Source organism: Streptomyces umbrinus (genome assembly GCF_030817415.1).
Classification (GTDB): domain Bacteria; phylum Actinomycetota; class Actinomycetes; order Streptomycetales; family Streptomycetaceae; genus Streptomyces; species Streptomyces umbrinus_A.
The window spans coordinates 10,543,123-10,559,141 of record NZ_JAUSZI010000002.1; the positions used below are offsets into that span (position 1 = coordinate 10,543,123).

Sequence of the window (16,019 nt, forward strand, 5' to 3'; positions counted from 1 at the left end):
GAAGACGATACTTCGGAGGAACCTGAACCGTTCGACTGCGAACGGCTACAAGGGAGGACGCAGTGACCCTGTTGAACAATCACCGAACGCGGCGCAGACGTCTGGGAGTTGCCGCCACCGCGGCCGGCCTCCTGGCCGCGCTGCTCACGGCCGGTCCGGCGGTCGCGACCCCAGACCCCGGGGACTCGCCGACCACGTCGCAGAAGGTCTCCAAGAGCGAGGCGGCCGAGGCCAGGGCCGCGATAGCGAACGGCGAGATACCCGGGCACGACGAGATCGTCCACTCGGACAACATCGAGCACCTCGCCAACATCCCCAAGGGCACGCTGGCGGGCACCAATTCGGACCTGGCCTTCCAGGGCAAGTACGCGTTCGCCGGCAACTACGACGGCTTCCGCATCTTCGACATCAGCAACCCGAAGTCCCCGAAGACGGTCTCCCAGGTGCTCTGCCCGGGCTCGCAGAACGACATCACCGTCTCCGGCGACCTGCTCTTCCTCTCCACCGACTCCTCGCGCAGCGACAACTCCTGCAACAGCACCACGCAGCCCGCGACCGAGAAGTCCTCCTGGGAGGGCATGAAGGTCTTCGACATCAGCGACAAGAAGAACCCGAAGTACGTCGCTGCCGTCGAGACCGCCTGCGGTTCGCACACCCACACGCTGGTGCCGGAGCGCAAGAACGTCTACATCTACGTCTCCTCGTACTCGCCCAGCGCCTCCTTCCCCGACTGCCAGCCGCCGCACGACGGCATCTCGGTCATCAAGGTGCCGCGCAAGGCCCCGCAGAAGGCGAAGATCGTCAACTTCCCCGTCCTGTTCCCCGGTTCGGGGCCTGACGGCGGCGGCAACCCGGGCGGGCCCACCAACCCGGGCGTCTCCAAGACCACCGGCTGCCACGACATCACCGTGCTGCCCTCCAAGGACCTCGCGGCGGGCGCCTGCATGGGCGACGGCATCCTGTTCTCCATCAAGGACCCGGAGAACCCGAAGATCATCGACCAGGTCCAGGACAACGTGAACTTCGCGTTCTGGCACTCGGCGAGCTTCAACCAGAAGGCCAACAAGGTCGTCTTCACCGACGAGTTGGGCGGCGGCGGCGCGGCCACCTGCAACGAGGCCACCGGTCCGAACCGCGGTGCCGACGGCATCTACGACATCGTCGGCAAGGGCGACAAGCGCAAGCTCGTCTTCAAGAGCTACTTCAAGATCCCGCGCCACCAGGCGGACACCGAGAACTGCGTGGCCCACAACGGCTCGCTGATCCCGGTCAAGGGCAAGGACATCATGGTCCAGGCCTGGTACCAGGGCGGCATCTCCGTCTGGGAGTTCACCAACTCCTCGAAGCCCAAGGAGATCGCCTACTTCGAGCGCGGTCCGTTGAGCACCACGAGCATGGTCACCGGTGGCTCCTGGTCCGCGTACTACTACAACGGCTACATCTACTCGAACGACATCGCCAAGGGCTTCGACGTTCTGAAGATCAATGACCGTCGTACGGACCCGGCGAAGTGGCAGCGCCTGCGTGAGCTGAACGTCCAGACGCAGCCGGACTACTTCGACTGACCGGACTGTTCTGGCGGGACGGACTGTTTCGGCCGATCGGACGGCTCCGGCCGACCGGACCGTTTCGATCGGCCTGGTCGGCCGGCCGGACTACTCCGGTCGGCCGGGCCGGTCGGTCTCGTCCGCCTCACGGTTGTGCTCACGGCCCTGTTCGCGGCTCTGGGGAGCGAAGAACCGTGAGAGGTCCTCGTGGCAGGTCCCGTCGGGTGCCTCGGCGCCCGGCGGGGCACCCCGCTCCCAGTCGAGCCGGTAGCGCCGGAACAGCTCGGCCCGCAGCGTCCGGAGCGGCATCGGGACCCCGGGCACCAGCGCCGCGTACACCGAACCCATCAGGAGCGCGCGCAGCATCGGGTAGTCGGTGGCGGCGTCCGGTGAGCCGTAGCGGGCCATAGTGTCGCTGAGCAGTTCCGCCAGGCGCTGCTGCTCCGGGCACTGCATGAACCCCTCGGCCTGCAGGATGCCCGCCATGTGCTGCCGCATCAGCATGGGATGGTCCCGCGCCAGGCCCAGGACGGCGTCGATGGCACGCGCCATGCGCTCCCGGCCGTCCTCCGTACGCGGCTCGCGCTCCAGCGCCTCCTCCAGCGTGCGGTGCATCAGCCGGTGCACCGCCGACTGTACGAGCTGGCGTTTGCCCGGGAAGTAGTACGAGACCAGGCCACGGGCGGAGCCCGCCCGGTCCGCTATGTCGCCCAAGGTCGTGGCCTCGTACCCACGCTCGCTGACCAGCTCCAGGGCCGCCTGCAGAAGCCTCTCGCGGGAACGCCGCCGCAACTCTTCATTGACCGAGGCGCTGCGAGGGGACATCCTATGTACTCCTGCGTTGACTGGCTGCCAGCCAACTATACTCAGCGCGTCCGGAGCGAGTCCCGTCAGGGATCTTCTCCGGGCTGCCGTCCGCTCGGGGCGACGCGGGGGATCGTCCCGGGCGGACGGGAAGTACTGCCGCGTCCGTGCCGTCCCGCACAGACGCCCGGGTCTGACCAGCAGCTGTCGCCGAGCCGTCGCCCGCTCCTTACAGTGGGCTGGAGTGCCGAGGAGGCGTAGGACATGGATCAAGAGCAGATCCTGGCCAGGATCACGGCGATGGTCGACGACGAACGCAGGCTCCGTGACGCCGTCGCGTCCGGGCAGATCGACAGCACGACCGAGCACGAACGGCTCGGACAGCTGGAGCGCGAGCTCGACCAGTGCTGGGACCTGCTGCGCCAGCGGCGCGCGAAGTCCGAGTTCGGCGAGAACCCGGACGAGGCGCACGTCCGTCCGTCGACGCAGGTCGAGGGCTACCAGAGCTGACCGGCCCGCCGAGGGTCATCCCAACAGGTCCAGTACCGGCCGCAGGCCGTCCGGGCGCTCCGTGACCGGCAGGTGGTCGACGAAGTGCACCCCGCAGCCGAGGGCCGCGGCTCCGCCGTCCGCGCGCCGGTCGTCGCCGACCATCAGGGTGTCCCGCGGATCGGCCCCGAGTGCGTCGCAGGCGGTAGCGAACAGCCTGGGGTCCGGCTTCTGGATGCCGTGCTCGTACGACAGCACGTAGGCGTCGACGTACGGGTCGAGGCCGTGCTCCCTGAACACCGGCCGCAGGTCCCAGCCGATGTTGCTGACCACGCCGACGGCGACACCGCGCTCGCGCAGCGCGCCCAGCACCTCGGCGGTGTCGGGGTACGGGCGCCAGGCGGCCGGCGCCATATGGCGGTCGTACAGCCTGTCGTGCAGGTCCGGATCGGGGAGCGTCACCTGACGGGAGACACCGGTGTACGCCGCCCGGTGCAGCTCGGAGCTCTGGTCGCGGACGCCCCAGTGCGGGGCCACGTCGTCCGGCACCGGCTCCGATGGAGGGGCCCCGCCCGGCAGTGCGCCCACGGCCTCCAGTTCCTTCGTCGCCCGGATCAACTCCGGCTCGGGCAGGGAGACTTCGGAGTCGGCCAGGACCGCGCGCAGCCAGGACTCGGTGGATTCGATTCGGAAGAGGGTTCCGGAGAAGTCGAACAACACGGCAGCCAAGCGCGGGACTTTACCGGCCGCCTCGACGACACCGAGCTGGGCATCGGTTCGCGCGCTGAACTCGCCGTGAACGTCAGGGAGTTGCAGCCCCTTCGGCAACAGGCCCGGTTCGGCAAGGCCACTGGCCGGCCGCGCCTGCTGCCCTCCGTCGATCTGCGAGTGCCGCCGACAACCGAACGCGATCTCCGTGCGTGACAGCGGAGAACGCGTTGGCATGCACACGAGGGCGCGGGAAACGCGAGTGGGATTCACAGCACGCGCGAGAACGGCGGCACTGGCCGCCGCGGTGGCCGGGGCGGTGGTCACGGGGGGTGGTATCGGCGGGCGGCCAGCCGGCGCAAGCCGCCGGCTCCGCCGCGCAGGACGGGACGAATGCCTCGGCGAAAGCGAAGGCGAAGGCGAAGACCAAGCCACCGGCTACCGTCACGCTGATCACCGGTGACCGCGTGGACGTCGACTCCGACGGCCGGGTGGTTCGGCTCAAGCGCGGCAAGGGCCGCGAGGAGATCGGCTTCTCCGTGCGGCGCGAGGCCGGCCACACGTACGCCCTCCCGCAGGACGCCCTGCGCCCGGTCGCCGACGGCGTGCTCGACCGGAAGCTGTTCGACGTCGCGCAGCTGGTCAAGGGCGGGTACGACGACGCGCACCGCACCACGCTGCCGCTGATCGTCGGCTACCGGAAGGGCGGCGCCGAAGCAAGGGCCTCAGTCGGTGACCCGTTCGCGGGTGTGGCCGTCCGGGAGCGCCGTGCGCTGCGTGCGGTCGACGGCGAGGCTTTGGAGACGCCCAATTCGGTGCCCCGGCGCTGTGGGCGGCAGTCACATCACGCCGCTGGACGAGCGCGGGATCGGCGTCGGCATACAGGACCCGCAGGAGCAGAGCACCACGCACTACCTCAGCGCGGAAGGCGTGCACTGGTCCTGGAAGGCCGCGCAGCTCGACGCCGGCGGTGAGGAGCGCATCGTCCACACGAAGGACTGGGTGACCTACAAGCCGGGCTTCAGCCGCACGCTGAGGTTCAACACCGGTGTGGCCGGTCCCGATCTCGCGGCCGGGAGCCCGGAGCTGCAGGGCGCCGAGCGGACCGGCGACCACCTCAGCGCCAGGATCCCGCTGTTCAACGACGGCAGCGGTAACCCGGGGTCCTCGGTCGTCACCGGCGGCTTCACCCGGCTGGAATCCGGCGGGCGGATCCTCAGCGAGGGCTCGCCCACGGAATGGCTGACCACCGAAGACCCCGCCGCCTCCGCCCCGTACCGCCTGACGGTCGAGGCGAGCCGCTCCGCCGAGGACACCTCCACCAGCACGAAGGTGACAGGGGTGTGGACGTTCAGCTCGGCCCTGCCGACGTCCCAACCCACGGCCAGGCCGCCGCTGTCGACGGTGTGGCTCGCTCCGAAGCTGAGTCTGCGCGGGACGGCTCCGGCGGGCGGCACGCTCACGGTGCCGCTGAAGCTGAGCGGCGCGGTCGCCGTGGCCGGGCAGGTCGCCGCGCTGACCGTGAAGGTCTCCTACGGCGGCGGCCGGACCTGGAAGCCGCTCACCGTGACGACCGACGCGAAGGGGGCGCGCTCGGTGAGCGTCGAGCACCCGGCGACCGCCAAGGCCGTGTCCTTCCGGGTGGACCTGAAGGACAAGGGCGGCAACACCGTGCGCGAGACGATCACGAACGCCTACCGGCTCGCCCCATGAAGTGACCGCACGACGGCGGCCGTTGCCCGGCGCCGGTGAATCCTCCGGCCTGGCCCCCGCACCTGCGGGGGCCAGGCCGGAGCCGTGTCCGGTTGCCCGGGATGCGGTACTGGGTCCTGTGCGTACCGGCCCTGTGCAGTGGGGCGGCATCCGGCCGCGGCGTCTCCGCGAAAACCCGTTGGTGGACCACGGCGACCACTGTTACTTTTCCGGAGGCCGTGCGACAGAACGAGGAGGTGGTACCCGTGAACGCAGTTTCGACATGGGTGCTCCCCTCCGGGGTCACGGTCGGGCGGTAGGTCGTCCGGGAGCGCCGTAAAGCAGCCCTCCCGAAAGGCCCGACCATGCAATTCACATCCGAACAGCGCCTCGACGACGGCGTCCTCGAGCGCGAGTTCACCCTCGGCGAGATCCCCGGCACCCTGTGGACGCCTGGATCCGAACCGGCCCCGCTGATTCTGATGTCCCACAACAACGGCCTGCCCAAGGCGGATCCCCGGCTGGCGGCCCGGGCCCGGTACACCGCGGCGCGCGGCTACGCGGTGGCCACCATCGACGCCGCCGGGTGCGGCGACCGGCCTCGTTCCGCCGCCGACGAGCAGGCCCGTGCCGACCTCCGGCGGGCGATGCAGGCCGGCGAGCCGGTCGATGAGATCTTCGAGTCCTTCATCGGCCCGCTGGTCGAAAACGCGGTCCCGGAATGGCGGACCACCCTGGACGCCCTCCTCGAGCTGCCCGAGATCGGCGGCCCGGTCGGGTACTCCGGGGGGTGGGCCGCCCTCGGCATCCGGCTGGCGGTGGTCGAGCCGCGCATCGCGGCCGCGGGCTTCTTCGCCGGGGGTTACGTGCCCCGCGCCCAACGCGAGGAGGCCCGGCAGGTCACCATCCCGCTGATGTTCCTGCTGCAGTGGGACGACCAAGGGAACCCCCGGCAACGGGCTCTGGACCTGTTCGACGCCTTCGGCAGCAAGGAGAAGACGCTGCACGCCAATCTGGGCGGGCACACCGGCACCCCGTGGTTCGAGCTGGAAGACGGGTGCCGGTTCCTGGACCGACACCTGAAGTGAGGCCGGACCTCCTGGCCGGCAGCAGCCGGTAGGCGCTGCCGGCCAGGAGGCCGCTGACCGAGACTCCGGCTACGGCGAGATCTTCCGTTCGTCGGCCTTGAGGCCGCGGAGGGCCCAGAGTCCGTACACGGCCAGCAGCGGTTTGACGAGCAGCCACTCGCCAGGGCGGTAGTCGTCCGCGCGCACCAGTCTCGTTGCGAGATCAGGGCGTTGCCGCCGCAGGTACGCGCGGGCCTTGAGCGCGTGAGCCGGCTGCGAGGCGATCTTGATGTGATCGGCGTCCTCAAGCAGGGGGATCACGTTCGTGATGTTCTCCCAGGTCGTCGCGCTCTGTTCTTCGAGGAGCACTGTGCCGTCGAACTCGAGCACCGACTTCGCGTAGTCGGCCATCAGTTGGGCTTCCGAAGCGCCACCGCTGGTCGCACCGCCACTGAAGATCACGCGGGTGCCCTGCGCACTGTCAGCGGTGATGGAGCGAATGCCGGCTCGGACTCGCCATCGGTTGATGACGTTCGCCGTCGCTTCGGGATTCCGGAAACCCAACACGACCACGGTCTCGGCAGCGCCCCCGCTGGTCCCCACAAGTGTTCGAGACCAGCGCCAGTTCAACCACTCGCCCCAGGCGATGGCCGCAACCCCGGCCATCGCCAGTCCTGTCCTTCGCCGCATCCGGCGACTCTAGGGCACCTCGGCCGAGACTGCCGACGGCGGCGGATTCGGTGAACGGATGCTCGCTGGTGAGCTGATGTGCCGGTGGATCGAGTACGGGCCCTCATGTGGGCGGTCGCCGACAGCAACCTGACGAGCCTGAGGTACCCGGCGGCGCGGATCCACCGCATGCCGGACCGCTCGGGCAAGTCCGTGGCAAGGCTCGACGTGCGGGTGGCGGCCGGGCAGTTGGCTCTGGAGGTCACCCCGCCGGAGCAGTGCCACCGGGTCACTCCGAGGGCGTCGGCTCCGGCGGGGTGGATCACTGCCGGCGTTTCCTCGGGTGGTTCAGGTCAGTGGGGCCGGAGCCGGGGTGCCGTAGAAGGTGGCGGGTGGCCAACCGCGGGATTCCGCAAGCTCGTTGAGCAGGTTGGCGATCTCGATCGGGGTGATGACGTTCTGCGTCGGAGTGTCCATGACCGAGACGCTGAAGGTCAGCGTCATATACGCGTCGATGGGGCCGATGCTGTAGTCCGCGCTGAACCTGGTGCCGCTCGGGAAGTCGGCCGACGACGACTCGGCCGCGGTCGGGGCATCGGGTTCCGCCGCCTGTGCCGACCCGGCGGCACCGACGACCGCGCCCGCCGCGGTGGTCCCCGAGTACCCCAGTAACGAACGTCTCGAAATACTGGACAAGGCGCCCCCTCTGCGCGGCTCTGCCGGGTGTCTCCCGGAGCCGTGCTCGATCGTATGCACGGTCCTGGGGCGGGTGGGGCTGAACAGTCTCGTCCGCAAGTGGAGGCCGCAGGACGGGCCGACGCCGCTGTCAGCGCAGCTCGGCGGTGCCCTGGAACCTCGTGTACGACGCCACCGCGAGCGCCACCGCCAGCACGCCGAGCAGCCAGCCGCCGAGCACGTCCGACGACCAGTGCACGCCCAGCCAGATACGGGTGAGTCCGACACCGAGGACGGACACGACGGAGAGGGTGAGCGCGATACGCCACAGGACGCGTCCGGCGCCGTACAGGTGCAGGAGCCACAGCAGCAGGCCGCACACGACCGTGGCCGTCATGGCGTGGCCGGAGGGATAGGCCGCGAAGTGGGCGGAGTCCACGGGGTCGGTCCAGACCGGACGCTTCCGGTCGACGGCCGCCTTGAGTCCCTGCTGGAGCAGTGTGCCGAGCACACAGGTGGCCGTCAGCCACAGCGCGAGCCACCATGCCGAGTGGTGCAGCACCAGCCACAGCACGGCGACGGCGCACAGGGCACGCATCGTCCAGGGGTCCCACACCCAGTCCGTGAGGATGCGGAACGTCTGTGTCGTGTCGGGGTCGTCCACCGCCCAGCGGTGGGTGGTGCGGGCGATGTCGCCGTCGAGGGCGATGAGCGGGTCCCAGGACATCGCGACCAGGACGAGCAACAGTACGGACGGAAGGGCGACAGCCGCCGCGACACGTACGGCGATCCCGGGACCAGGAGCGTGGGGCGGCGAGTCGACGGGTGGGGAGTGCATACACCGATCCTCGCCGACCGGTGGGGTGAAAGGCGACCCCGGGGTGCCCGGGGCGCTGCGAGCCGGTTAACCGAGCGCCCGCAGACCCGGTACGAAGGTCACCAGGACCGGGACCACCGGCACCAGCGCGGCGGCCGCCGTGAGCCGCAGCCGGCGGGCGGGCGGGAGGCGGTCCGGGGGAGTGAGCAGCCGGTGGACACGCTGCGGAACATGGGCCTGCAGCGTGGGGCAGGGGCCGAACACGCCCCTGTCCTCGTTGAGTTCGACCAGCGCGAGGGCGATCGTCAGCCGGCCGAAGCGGCGTGACGCCATGTCGTCCGCGGCGAGTTCGACCAGCCGGTGCATCTCGTCGCGGAACGCCGCGAACACCGGGACCTGCGGAAAGCCGTTGGCCAGCGCGGCCGAGGAGTGCAGCAGCCAGTCGTGCCGGGCCTGCGCGTGCCCCTGCTCGTGGGCGAGCACCGCGTCCAGTTGCCGGCCTTTGAGGCGGCGCAACGCGGCCGTGGTGATGACGAGTTGGGGCGCCGCCCCCGGCAGCCACCAGGCGTCCGGACGCTCGCCCTCAAGGACGACCAGCCGATCGCTGCCGGGCTCCTCGCCGGGCAACACCGGGGCACGTACGAGGAGTTCGGCCCGCCGACGACGGCGCCGGGTCCTGGCCCGGGTGATCTCGCGGGCCAGCATCGCGGCGCTCCAGACACCGCCGAGCGCGAGTGCCACCGCGGTCGCCGCGGCCCAGGGGCCTCCGGCGAGCGCGTAGCTCTCCACGACGGCATGCGGGGCGGGGGCGAAGACATGGCCGCGGACGGCCTGCCAGGCGGCCGCCGCACTGAGCGTCATCGACAGCGCGCAGCACAGCAGAACGGCCATCACCACGCACTGCCAGACCCACAGGGCGACCACCGGTTCACGGTCCTGCCAGTCCGTTCGGGCAAGCAGCCGCGGAGCGAGGACGGCGGCCAGGGCGCCGAGCAGCAGCAGTGCCGCGGGGACCATCATGGCTGCAGCCTATGAGCGGGGCACCACCGGCGGATACGGGCTGTCGCGGCAAGTGACGTACACCACGGTTTCGTAAAGCGGGCCCGGGAACCGGAAGATGCCCGTTCGGAACGTGAGATGCCGCCGGCCCGGAACGTGGGCGGCATCGGCCCGGAACGTGAGAAGTTCCGGTTCAGAGTGTGAGAAGCATGGCCAGCATCCCGATGCCCATCGAGAGGCGGCATGCCCGCGCCAGCTCCAGCCGGTCGCCCCACCCGGCGGCCCGGACACTCTCTCCGGGGCCACCCCCTGCGACGGCGACCGGTATCAGCCGCGTGCCGGTCCACAGCACATACGCGGTGAAGTACGCGAGGAGAACCCCCGTCAGGACGGGAACCCCGGCGTGCACCCCGCTCGCCATCACCGCCGCCATGTAGACCATCGCGAACGCGCCCACCAGGTGGTGCAGATGGTGAGTGCTGCTCCGGGCTGCCCACAGGGCGCGCAGCCCGGCCGCCCCGAACACCGCCGCGTAGGCGGCCCAGGCCCAGCGCGGTGGCGCGAGCGCCGCCGCGGGCACGGCCATCGCGGCCATCCCGAACCCCATCAGCGCCTCACCGCCGGCGGTGAGGCGCTGCTCCTCGACACTGCTGCGCATCCGCAGCAGACAGTAGGCCCCGGTCGCCGCGCACAGCGCGACGAGCAGCCAGCCCGGTGACGCAGGACCGTGCACCGCGCACCTCCCCGCTCGACGGTGTCGAACAGTCCGCTCGAAGAGATGCCCGGACGGGGCGGAGCGCAAGCGAGCGCAAGGGTGTACGCGGGGGAGCGTGCGGGAGTGCGGACGATATCCTTCACGAGTAAAACACCTGCTAACCTTATTGTCATGAGCAGCGCCGCACCCAGCCCCACCCCCGCACGCCGACTGCCTCTCGCCGGCGTCCTGCGCGTCGGCCGCCCCTCCGACATCTGGTTCAAGCCCGCGCTGAGCGTGGTCGTCGCGGTCGGCGTGCCGAACCTGACGCTGCTGGCGCTCGGCCGGCTGGACCTCGCGATGTACACGATGGCCGGGTCGCTCTGCGCGCTCTACGCCCACAACCTGCCGTACGCGGCCCGCGCCCGGGCCCTCTCCTGGGTCATGCTCGGCATGCTCGCCTCGGTGGCGGTCGCCCTGGTCACGGCGTCGCTCACGTCCTCCGCGTTGGTCCTCGTCGCCGTCGGCGCGCTGCTCGCCGCCACCCAGAAAGCTCTCTGCGACGCGACGCGCATCGGTCCGCCCGGACCGGTGATCTTCGCCTTCATCAGCTCGGCCGCCCTCTTCACCCCGCAGACGCTCGGCCAGGTCCCCGGCCATCTCGCCCTCGCCGCCGCGGCGGGCACCTGGGCGTGGCTCGTCGGCATGGCCCCCGGCCTCGTACGACCGCACGGGCCGGAGCGCCGGGCCACGGCCCGGGCACTGAACGCGGCCGCCGCGTACGCCGAGACGACCGCCACCGCTTCCCCCGGACGCGAGCGCGCCGGGGCAGCCGCGGCCGCAGCCGTGCACGCCGCCTGGCAGTCGCTGCTCGCCGGCGGCGCCCGCTCGGAGCCCCGGCGTGCCCTCGAACGGCTCGTCGTGCGGGCCGAGATCGCGCTCGCCGCACCCGTCGGCACGGACCCCGGGCGGCTTCGCTCCTGGGCACGCGACCTACGCGGAACGGGCCCCGCGCCGCGCGTGGAGCTGGCATCGGCGGCCGACGAACTCCTCGGCGTGGAGGCCGAACGGGCAGCAGACAGGAGCCCGTTGGCCGACAGACTCGGCCCGCTCCTGCCCCACGCCCTGCGCACCGCACTCGGCTGCGCCCTCGCCGGCTACGTGTCGCTGGCCCTCGGCGTCGGCCGCCCGTACTGGGCCCTGGTCACCGCCGCCTCGCTCTATCAGGCGAACATCACGCTGACCTGGAGCCGCGGAGTGCAGCGCGTCGTCGGCAACCTCGTCGGCGTACTCCTCTTCGCGGCCGTCGCCCCGCTCGCCCACCTCGGCCCCGCCGCCCTAGTCCTGTGCTGCCTCGCCTTCAACTTCGGCGCGGAGGCCCTGATCAGCCGCAACTACTGGCTCGGCAGCATCTGTGTGACCCCGATGGCGCTGCTGATCACCGAGTTCACGGGCTTCCAGCAGCCCGGCGAACTGATGACGGACCGGATCGTGGACACGGCCGTCGGCGCGCTGGTCGGCTTCGCCGGCGCGGTCGCGGTGACCAACCGGCGAGCCGGAGACCGCATCGAGAACGCCCTCGACACGGTGGAACGCGCCCGGGAGCACGCCGCGCGACTGATCGCCGCCGAGCGGCCCGGCCCAGGCGCTCTGGAGGCCGCCCGCCGCAGGCTGGCCACGGCGCTCGTCGAGCTGCGCGCCACGGCCGACGCGGCCGCGGGCGAGTGGTGGCAGCGCGCCGTGCCGGAGGAGCGGGTGCTGCAAGCAGAGCGGACCGGACACCGTACGCTCGCGACTGCGGTACGACGGCAGGGACTGCACGTTCTGGAGGGCACACGGGCATGACGGCAGCGAACGGGCGGACGGCGGGCGGAGGGGGCGGCGCGGTCCATGGAGGGGCGGCCGCGGGGGACACCCTCGCCGCGGTGGTACGGCAGTGGAAGACAGTTCACCCCGACCTCGACACCGGTCCCATGGAGATCATCGGCCGCATCAACCGCTGTGCGGCGCTCCTCCAGCAGGCCGAGGACGCGCCCCTGCGACACGCCGGACTCACCCGCCCCGAGTTCGACCTCCTCGGCGCCCTGCGCCGCACCGGCCTCGAACTGACCCCCGGCGAGCTGGCCCGCGAGACCTTCTCCTCCGGCGCCGCCGTCACCAAGCGGCTGAAGCAGCTGACCGAGCGAGGCCTGGTCGAGCGGCGGGGCGACACCCGCGACCGACGCGTCGCCCATGTGCGCCTCACGGACGCCGGGCGCGAACTGGTCGACTCCATCCTGCCCGAGCAGCTCTCGTACGAGACCGCGGTCCTGTCCGGGGTCGACGACGCCGAACAACGAGAACTGGCCGCGCTGCTGGGCGAGTTGCTGGTCCAGCTGGAGGGCCGGCTGCGCACCCCGCGCGGCTGACGCCCCACCGCCGACAGCGTCGAGTCCCGATCGCTTCCGGCTCGTTCTGGCTCCCTAGCCCTCGTCGCCCGCCCTGTAGATGCCGAACACCGCGCCCTGCGGGTCCCGGAGCACCGCGATGCGCGGGCCCTCGGGGACCGACGTCGGTTCCATGAGGACGCCGCCGTCCGCCTGCGTACTCGCCTCGGCAGTGGCCTCGACGTCCTCGACGGCGAAGTACGGCAGCCAGTGCGAGGGCACCTCGTGGGGGAACTTGTCGCCCATCTCCACCATGCCGCCGAAGTCGGCGCCGTCGATGCCCCACTGCGTGTAGTGCTCCGAGGCGTTGACGGTCCAGCCGAACACCGTCGTGTAGAAGGCGGTGACCAGGTCGGGAGTACGTGTCATCAGCTCGACCCAGCCGAGCGCGCCGGGGGCGTTGAACAGACCGGCACCGGCGAAGGAGCGCGCCTGCCAGAGCTGGAACACCGCGCCGCCGGGGTCGGCCACCACCGCGAAACGGCCCAGGTCGAAGACGTCCATCGGCTCCAGGACGACCGAGCCGCCCGCCTCCCGTACCGCCCGCACGGTCGTGTCCACGTCGGGCACCGCGAACGACACGTTCCAGGCGACCGGCTGCGACTCCTGGAACAGCGGGGTCAGGGCGGCCACCGCCGCGTCGCCGAGGTGCGCGAGCGTGTAGCCGCCCGCCTCAGCGCGCGGATCCGTCTCCGGGCGCCAGCCGAAGACATCGGCGTAGAACCGCTTGGCCGCCTCCAGGTCACTGGTCCCCAGCTCGGTCCAGCAGGGCCCACCGGGCACCGGCTTGTCCAGTTTCATGGCCGACCTTCTTTCCGACTCTCGGAAGGGAGCACGTCAGGAGGGCGACGGGCTCCTCCTCGCACGCTAGTCCCGGCCACGGGCCCCGGCGAGCCGACGGAAGACCACATGGCGGCGGCACCCGGTGAGGCGTACTCTCGCCCGCGTACCGCACCTCATGGCGGCCTCCTCATGTACCCGATCCGGAGGTCTCCGCATGCCCGCGCTCACGGTGCGCCCCTTCCACCGCGACGACCGCGACCAGCTCACCGAACTCGTCAACGCGCTCCCCCACTCTCGACTTCGCTCGAGCGGGGGCCCCCGCCGCTGTCGTCCCCGGTGTCTCCGTCTCCGTGAACGCCGTGCTCAGCGGTATGACACGGCAGCCGGACGAGTTCATCACCGACCCGTGGGTGGCCGAGCGGATCACGCTCGTCGCCGAGCAGCGCCGGTACGTGGTGGCCGGCGCGCATCTCCTGCGCTACCGCGCCGACACCGAGGTCGGCGAGAGCTTCCGGGACGCCGGCGCGATCGACTGGTTCGTCTGTCATCCGCCCGCCTCCTTCTGGCCGGACTCCGACCAGGCCTCCGATCTGCTGATGGCTGCCTGCCTGGCCCAGCTGGCCCGCTGGAACGTCCGCCTCCGATACGCCGACGGATCCCTGCCCGCACCCGTCGTCTACGGACTGCCACGGCCCTGGCCGCACATCCGTGCCGCCTACGAAAGGGCCGGCTTCCGGCACACGAGCGACACCGAGGTCATCCTGAACGCCGACGTGGCCGACCTGCCGTCGCTCACGCCCCTGCCCGGAGTCTCCGTGTCGCCGCAGGGCCTCGACCGCGCCCATCGCCATCTGGTCGCTCGCGGCGAAGAGCGCCGTGGGCGGTTCGGCGAGGCCGAGGAGGGCGTTGCAGCCGGTGAAGCCGGACTCCTGGTAGAAGTCGCCGGGCACGATCAGCGACGCGTCGACGGCGATCCCCGCACGGTCCAGGGCCGCGCGGTAGCCGTCGAGGCGGGCCCGGGAACAGAGCAGCCGGGGCGGACCCGCGACGAACCCGATCCTGCGATGGCCGAGCCGCAGCAGGTGCTCGGCGGCGGCCATCCCGCCCGCCCAGTTCGTCGCCCCGACCGTCGGCACGTCCATCGCGGGTGAGCCCGCCGGGTCGATCACCACGAGGGGTACGCCGAGGCGACGCAGCTCCTCGTGCAGCACCGGTTCCAGGACGGAGGTGACCACCAGGAACACGAGCATCGCCGCCGTCAACGGCTGGACCCTGGCGTGGAGTTGGTCCGCCGGGCAGAGCGTGACGCAGGCCTGGAACGCCACCGTCACCCAGTCGGGTTCCGCGGTCTCCGCGGCCGACGCCACCTACAACGCCGCGATCGCGCCCAGTGCGTCGGTCACCTTCGGCTTCAACGGCTCCTGTCCGGCGGCAACACCGATCCCACCGCCTTCACCCTCAACGGAACGGCCTGCACGGTGTCCTAGGGGGCGGGGGTGCCCAGCCCTGGCGCACCGGGTGCCGACGGGACCTGCCCGCCGGCGCCCGGCATCAGGTGAACTGCCCCGACCTGCTGGGGAGTTGAGCGGAGGACGCGGTGGCGGACACCGCAGCGCTCGCGTCCACTCCTCCGACAGGGCGGAGCACCCGCGGCGGTACGGCCTCCTGATCGCGGAGGCTGGGGGCCGTTCCGTCCCACCAGTCGGCATTGCCGTCCTCGATACAGCGCAGCAGGACCCCTTCGCGCAGCGCCCAGGGGCAGAGGGTCATCTCTTCGATGCCCATCAGCTTCATCGTGGTGTGCGTGACGATAGCCCCGGCCAGGGACTGACCGGCCCGTGCGGGGGAGATGCCCGGCAGGAGGGCGCGATCGGCGGCGGGCAGCACCGCCAGCCGCTCGACGGCCACGCGGAGGTCGGTACGGGTGATGCCGCGCGGGGTGAAGGGCCCCGACCGGCCGGGGGCCGCGCCGCACAGCCGGCCCAGCTGCTGGAGCGTGCGCGAGGTGGCGACCGTCGTACGCGGTGCCTCCCAGCGGATACGGGCCGCGACGTCACGCAGCTGGTGGCGTACGTGCCGGCGGAGCAGCTTGGCCCGGCGAAGTGACGGCGGGTCCTGGCCGCGGAAGAACTCGCGGGTCAGGCGGCCGGCCCCCAGCGGCAGCGAGATCGCGAAGTCCGGCAGTTTGCTCCGGCCGAACGCCACCTCCAGCGTGCCGCCCCCGATGTCCAGCATGGCCAGCGGCCCCGCGCGCCAGCCCATCCAGCGCCGCGCCGCCAGGAAGGTCAGCTCCGCCTCGACCTCGCCGGGCAGGACATGCAGTGGCACTCCCGCCTCCGCGGTGACCCGCTCCAGGATCTCGGGGCGGTTCGGGGCGTCCCGCACGATCGCCGTGGCGAAGGCGAAGGGCTGGGTCACCCCCCACCGCCTGCCTTCCACCCTGGCCTCCGCCACCGCCTCCACCAGCCGGTTCACCTGTTCCTCCGGCAGGTGACCGCCCCGCTCGACATGGTCGGAGAGCCTCAGCCGGCGCTTGGCCGTGTGCACGGGGAGCGGAACGGCTCCATCTGTTTCCGCGATGACGAGTCTTACCGTGTTCGAGCCGACGTCCAGTACACCCATACGCATCCCCTCTCCGTACCCTTGGCG

The 16,019-nt window shown here is 71.4% G+C and carries 16 protein-coding genes and 3 pseudogenes; 9 read left to right on the top strand and 10 right to left on the bottom strand.

Features of this window, described 5'->3' with window-relative positions:
• The first annotated feature begins 62 nt into the window (after positions 1–62).
• Complete coding sequence (locus QF035_RS46725; protein WP_307528166.1) at positions 63–1,565, top strand: LVIVD repeat-containing protein; 1,503 nt, start codon at positions 63–65, stop codon at positions 1,563–1,565.
• 90 nt (positions 1,566–1,655) lie between these two features.
• On the opposite strand, the gene QF035_RS46730 is transcribed toward QF035_RS46725, so the two are convergent.
• Entirely contained in the window at positions 1,656–2,372 is a 717-nt protein-coding gene (locus QF035_RS46730; protein WP_307528168.1) for a TetR/AcrR family transcriptional regulator, read from the bottom strand.
• Between the two features lie 243 nt (positions 2,373–2,615).
• Here QF035_RS46730 and QF035_RS46735 point away from each other — a divergent pair, with 243 nt between their 5' ends.
• Entirely contained in the window at positions 2,616–2,861 is a 246-nt protein-coding gene (locus QF035_RS46735) for a DUF2630 family protein (protein ID WP_307528170.1), read from the top strand.
• A 15-nt stretch (positions 2,862–2,876) separates the two neighbouring features.
• Here QF035_RS46735 and QF035_RS46740 read toward each other — a convergent pair whose 3' ends face one another.
• Entirely contained in the window at positions 2,877–3,569 is a 693-nt protein-coding gene (locus QF035_RS46740) for an HAD family hydrolase (protein WP_307531894.1), read from the bottom strand.
• A 311-nt stretch (positions 3,570–3,880) separates the two neighbouring features.
• Here QF035_RS46740 and QF035_RS46745 point away from each other — a divergent pair, with 311 nt between their 5' ends.
• From QF035_RS46745 to QF035_RS46755, 3 genes are all read left to right on the top strand, one after another.
• Positions 3,881–4,522, top strand: coding sequence for a hypothetical protein (locus tag QF035_RS46745; protein ID WP_307528171.1), 642 nt, complete (start codon positions 3,881–3,883; stop codon positions 4,520–4,522).
• On the top strand, positions 4,479–5,261 hold the full coding sequence (locus QF035_RS46750; protein WP_307528173.1) for a hypothetical protein: 783 nt from the start codon (positions 4,479–4,481) through the stop codon (positions 5,259–5,261). Before QF035_RS46745 ends, QF035_RS46750 begins: the two co-directional genes overlap by 44 nt.
• A gap of 344 nt (positions 5,262–5,605) precedes the next feature.
• A complete protein-coding gene (locus QF035_RS46755) occupies positions 5,606–6,328 on the top strand; it encodes an alpha/beta hydrolase (RefSeq protein ID WP_307528175.1) in 723 nt (240 codons plus the stop codon).
• A gap of 69 nt (positions 6,329–6,397) precedes the next feature.
• Here the strand turns inward: QF035_RS46755 and QF035_RS46760 are convergent, their stop codons facing one another.
• The 5 genes from QF035_RS46760 to QF035_RS46780 all read right to left on the bottom strand — a co-directional run bounded on the left by QF035_RS46760 (position 6,398) and on the right by QF035_RS46780 (position 10,200).
• On the bottom strand, positions 6,398–6,997 hold the full coding sequence (locus QF035_RS46760) for a YdcF family protein (RefSeq protein WP_307528177.1): 600 nt from the start codon (positions 6,995–6,997) through the stop codon (positions 6,398–6,400).
• A gap of 327 nt (positions 6,998–7,324) precedes the next feature.
• Positions 7,325–7,672 (bottom strand): hypothetical protein, encoded by a 348-nt coding sequence (locus QF035_RS46765; RefSeq protein WP_307528179.1) that lies wholly within the window; start codon positions 7,670–7,672, stop codon positions 7,325–7,327.
• A gap of 130 nt (positions 7,673–7,802) precedes the next feature.
• A complete protein-coding gene (locus tag QF035_RS46770; RefSeq protein ID WP_307528181.1) occupies positions 7,803–8,489 on the bottom strand; it encodes a phosphatase PAP2 family protein in 687 nt (228 codons plus the stop codon).
• A 66-nt stretch (positions 8,490–8,555) separates the two neighbouring features.
• Positions 8,556–9,488, bottom strand: coding sequence for a M56 family metallopeptidase (locus QF035_RS46775; protein ID WP_307528183.1), 933 nt, complete (start codon positions 9,486–9,488; stop codon positions 8,556–8,558).
• A 172-nt stretch (positions 9,489–9,660) separates the two neighbouring features.
• Positions 9,661–10,200, bottom strand: coding sequence for a DUF5134 domain-containing protein (locus QF035_RS46780; protein ID WP_307528185.1), 540 nt, complete (start codon positions 10,198–10,200; stop codon positions 9,661–9,663).
• Positions 10,201–10,353: 153 nt separating this feature from the next.
• Here QF035_RS46780 and QF035_RS46785 point away from each other — a divergent pair, with 153 nt between their 5' ends.
• Both QF035_RS46785 and QF035_RS46790 read left to right on the top strand, forming a co-directional pair.
• Positions 10,354–12,006 (top strand): FUSC family protein, encoded by a 1,653-nt coding sequence (locus QF035_RS46785; RefSeq protein ID WP_307528187.1) that lies wholly within the window; start codon positions 10,354–10,356, stop codon positions 12,004–12,006.
• Positions 12,003–12,569: a MarR family winged helix-turn-helix transcriptional regulator gene (locus QF035_RS46790; protein ID WP_307528189.1), complete on the top strand. Its 567-nt coding sequence runs from the start codon at positions 12,003–12,005 to the stop codon at positions 12,567–12,569. Before QF035_RS46785 ends, QF035_RS46790 begins: the two co-directional genes overlap by 4 nt.
• Positions 12,570–12,623: 54 nt before the next feature.
• Here QF035_RS46790 and QF035_RS46795 read toward each other — a convergent pair whose 3' ends face one another.
• Entirely contained in the window at positions 12,624–13,388 is a 765-nt protein-coding gene (locus QF035_RS46795) for a VOC family protein (RefSeq protein WP_307528191.1), read from the bottom strand.
• Positions 13,389–13,584: 196 nt separating this feature from the next.
• Between QF035_RS46795 and QF035_RS46800 the strand changes: the two are divergent.
• Positions 13,585–14,188, top strand: a pseudogene (locus tag QF035_RS46800) (N-acetyltransferase); the annotation flags it as partial.
• Here QF035_RS46800 and QF035_RS46805 read toward each other — a convergent pair.
• Positions 14,183–14,608: pseudogene (locus QF035_RS46805) on the bottom strand (substrate-binding domain-containing protein); the annotation flags it as partial. The pseudogenes QF035_RS46800 and QF035_RS46805 sit on opposite strands and share 6 nt — an antisense overlap.
• Between QF035_RS46805 and QF035_RS55985 the strand changes: the two are divergent.
• Positions 14,598–14,750 (top strand): annotated as a pseudogene (locus QF035_RS55985) (cellulose binding domain-containing protein); the annotation flags it as partial. The pseudogenes QF035_RS46805 and QF035_RS55985 sit on opposite strands and share 11 nt — an antisense overlap.
• A 171-nt stretch (positions 14,751–14,921) precedes the next feature.
• On the opposite strand, the gene QF035_RS46810 reads toward QF035_RS55985, so the two are convergent.
• The gene (locus QF035_RS46810) at positions 14,922–15,998 is read right to left on the bottom strand and encodes a Ppx/GppA phosphatase family protein (protein WP_307528193.1); all 1,077 of its coding nucleotides are present in this window, start codon (positions 15,996–15,998) and stop codon (positions 14,922–14,924) included.
• Between the last annotated feature and the right edge of the window lie 21 nt (positions 15,999–16,019).

Excerpts from the sequence above, each read along its gene's own strand:
- QF035_RS46730 (WP_307528168.1), bottom strand. The coding sequence starts at position 2,372 with ATGTCCCCTCGCAGCGCCTCGGTCAATGAAGAGTTGCGGCGGCGTTCC.
- QF035_RS46735 (WP_307528170.1), top strand. The coding sequence starts at position 2,616 with ATGGATCAAGAGCAGATCCTGGCCAGGATCACGGCGATGGTCGACGAC.
- QF035_RS46755 (WP_307528175.1), top strand. The coding sequence starts at position 5,606 with ATGCAATTCACATCCGAACAGCGCCTCGACGACGGCGTCCTCGAGCGC.
- QF035_RS46760 (WP_307528177.1), bottom strand. The coding sequence starts at position 6,997 with ATGCGGCGAAGGACAGGACTGGCGATGGCCGGGGTTGCGGCCATCGCC.
- QF035_RS46770 (WP_307528181.1), bottom strand. The coding sequence starts at position 8,489 with ATGCACTCCCCACCCGTCGACTCGCCGCCCCACGCTCCTGGTCCCGGG.
- QF035_RS46775 (WP_307528183.1), bottom strand. The coding sequence starts at position 9,488 with ATGATGGTCCCCGCGGCACTGCTGCTGCTCGGCGCCCTGGCCGCCGTC.
- QF035_RS46785 (WP_307528187.1), top strand. The coding sequence starts at position 10,354 with ATGAGCAGCGCCGCACCCAGCCCCACCCCCGCACGCCGACTGCCTCTC.
- QF035_RS46790 (WP_307528189.1), top strand. The coding sequence starts at position 12,003 with ATGACGGCAGCGAACGGGCGGACGGCGGGCGGAGGGGGCGGCGCGGTC.
- QF035_RS46795 (WP_307528191.1), bottom strand. The coding sequence starts at position 13,388 with ATGAAACTGGACAAGCCGGTGCCCGGTGGGCCCTGCTGGACCGAGCTG.
- QF035_RS46810 (WP_307528193.1), bottom strand. The coding sequence starts at position 15,998 with ATGCGTATGGGTGTACTGGACGTCGGCTCGAACACGGTAAGACTCGTC.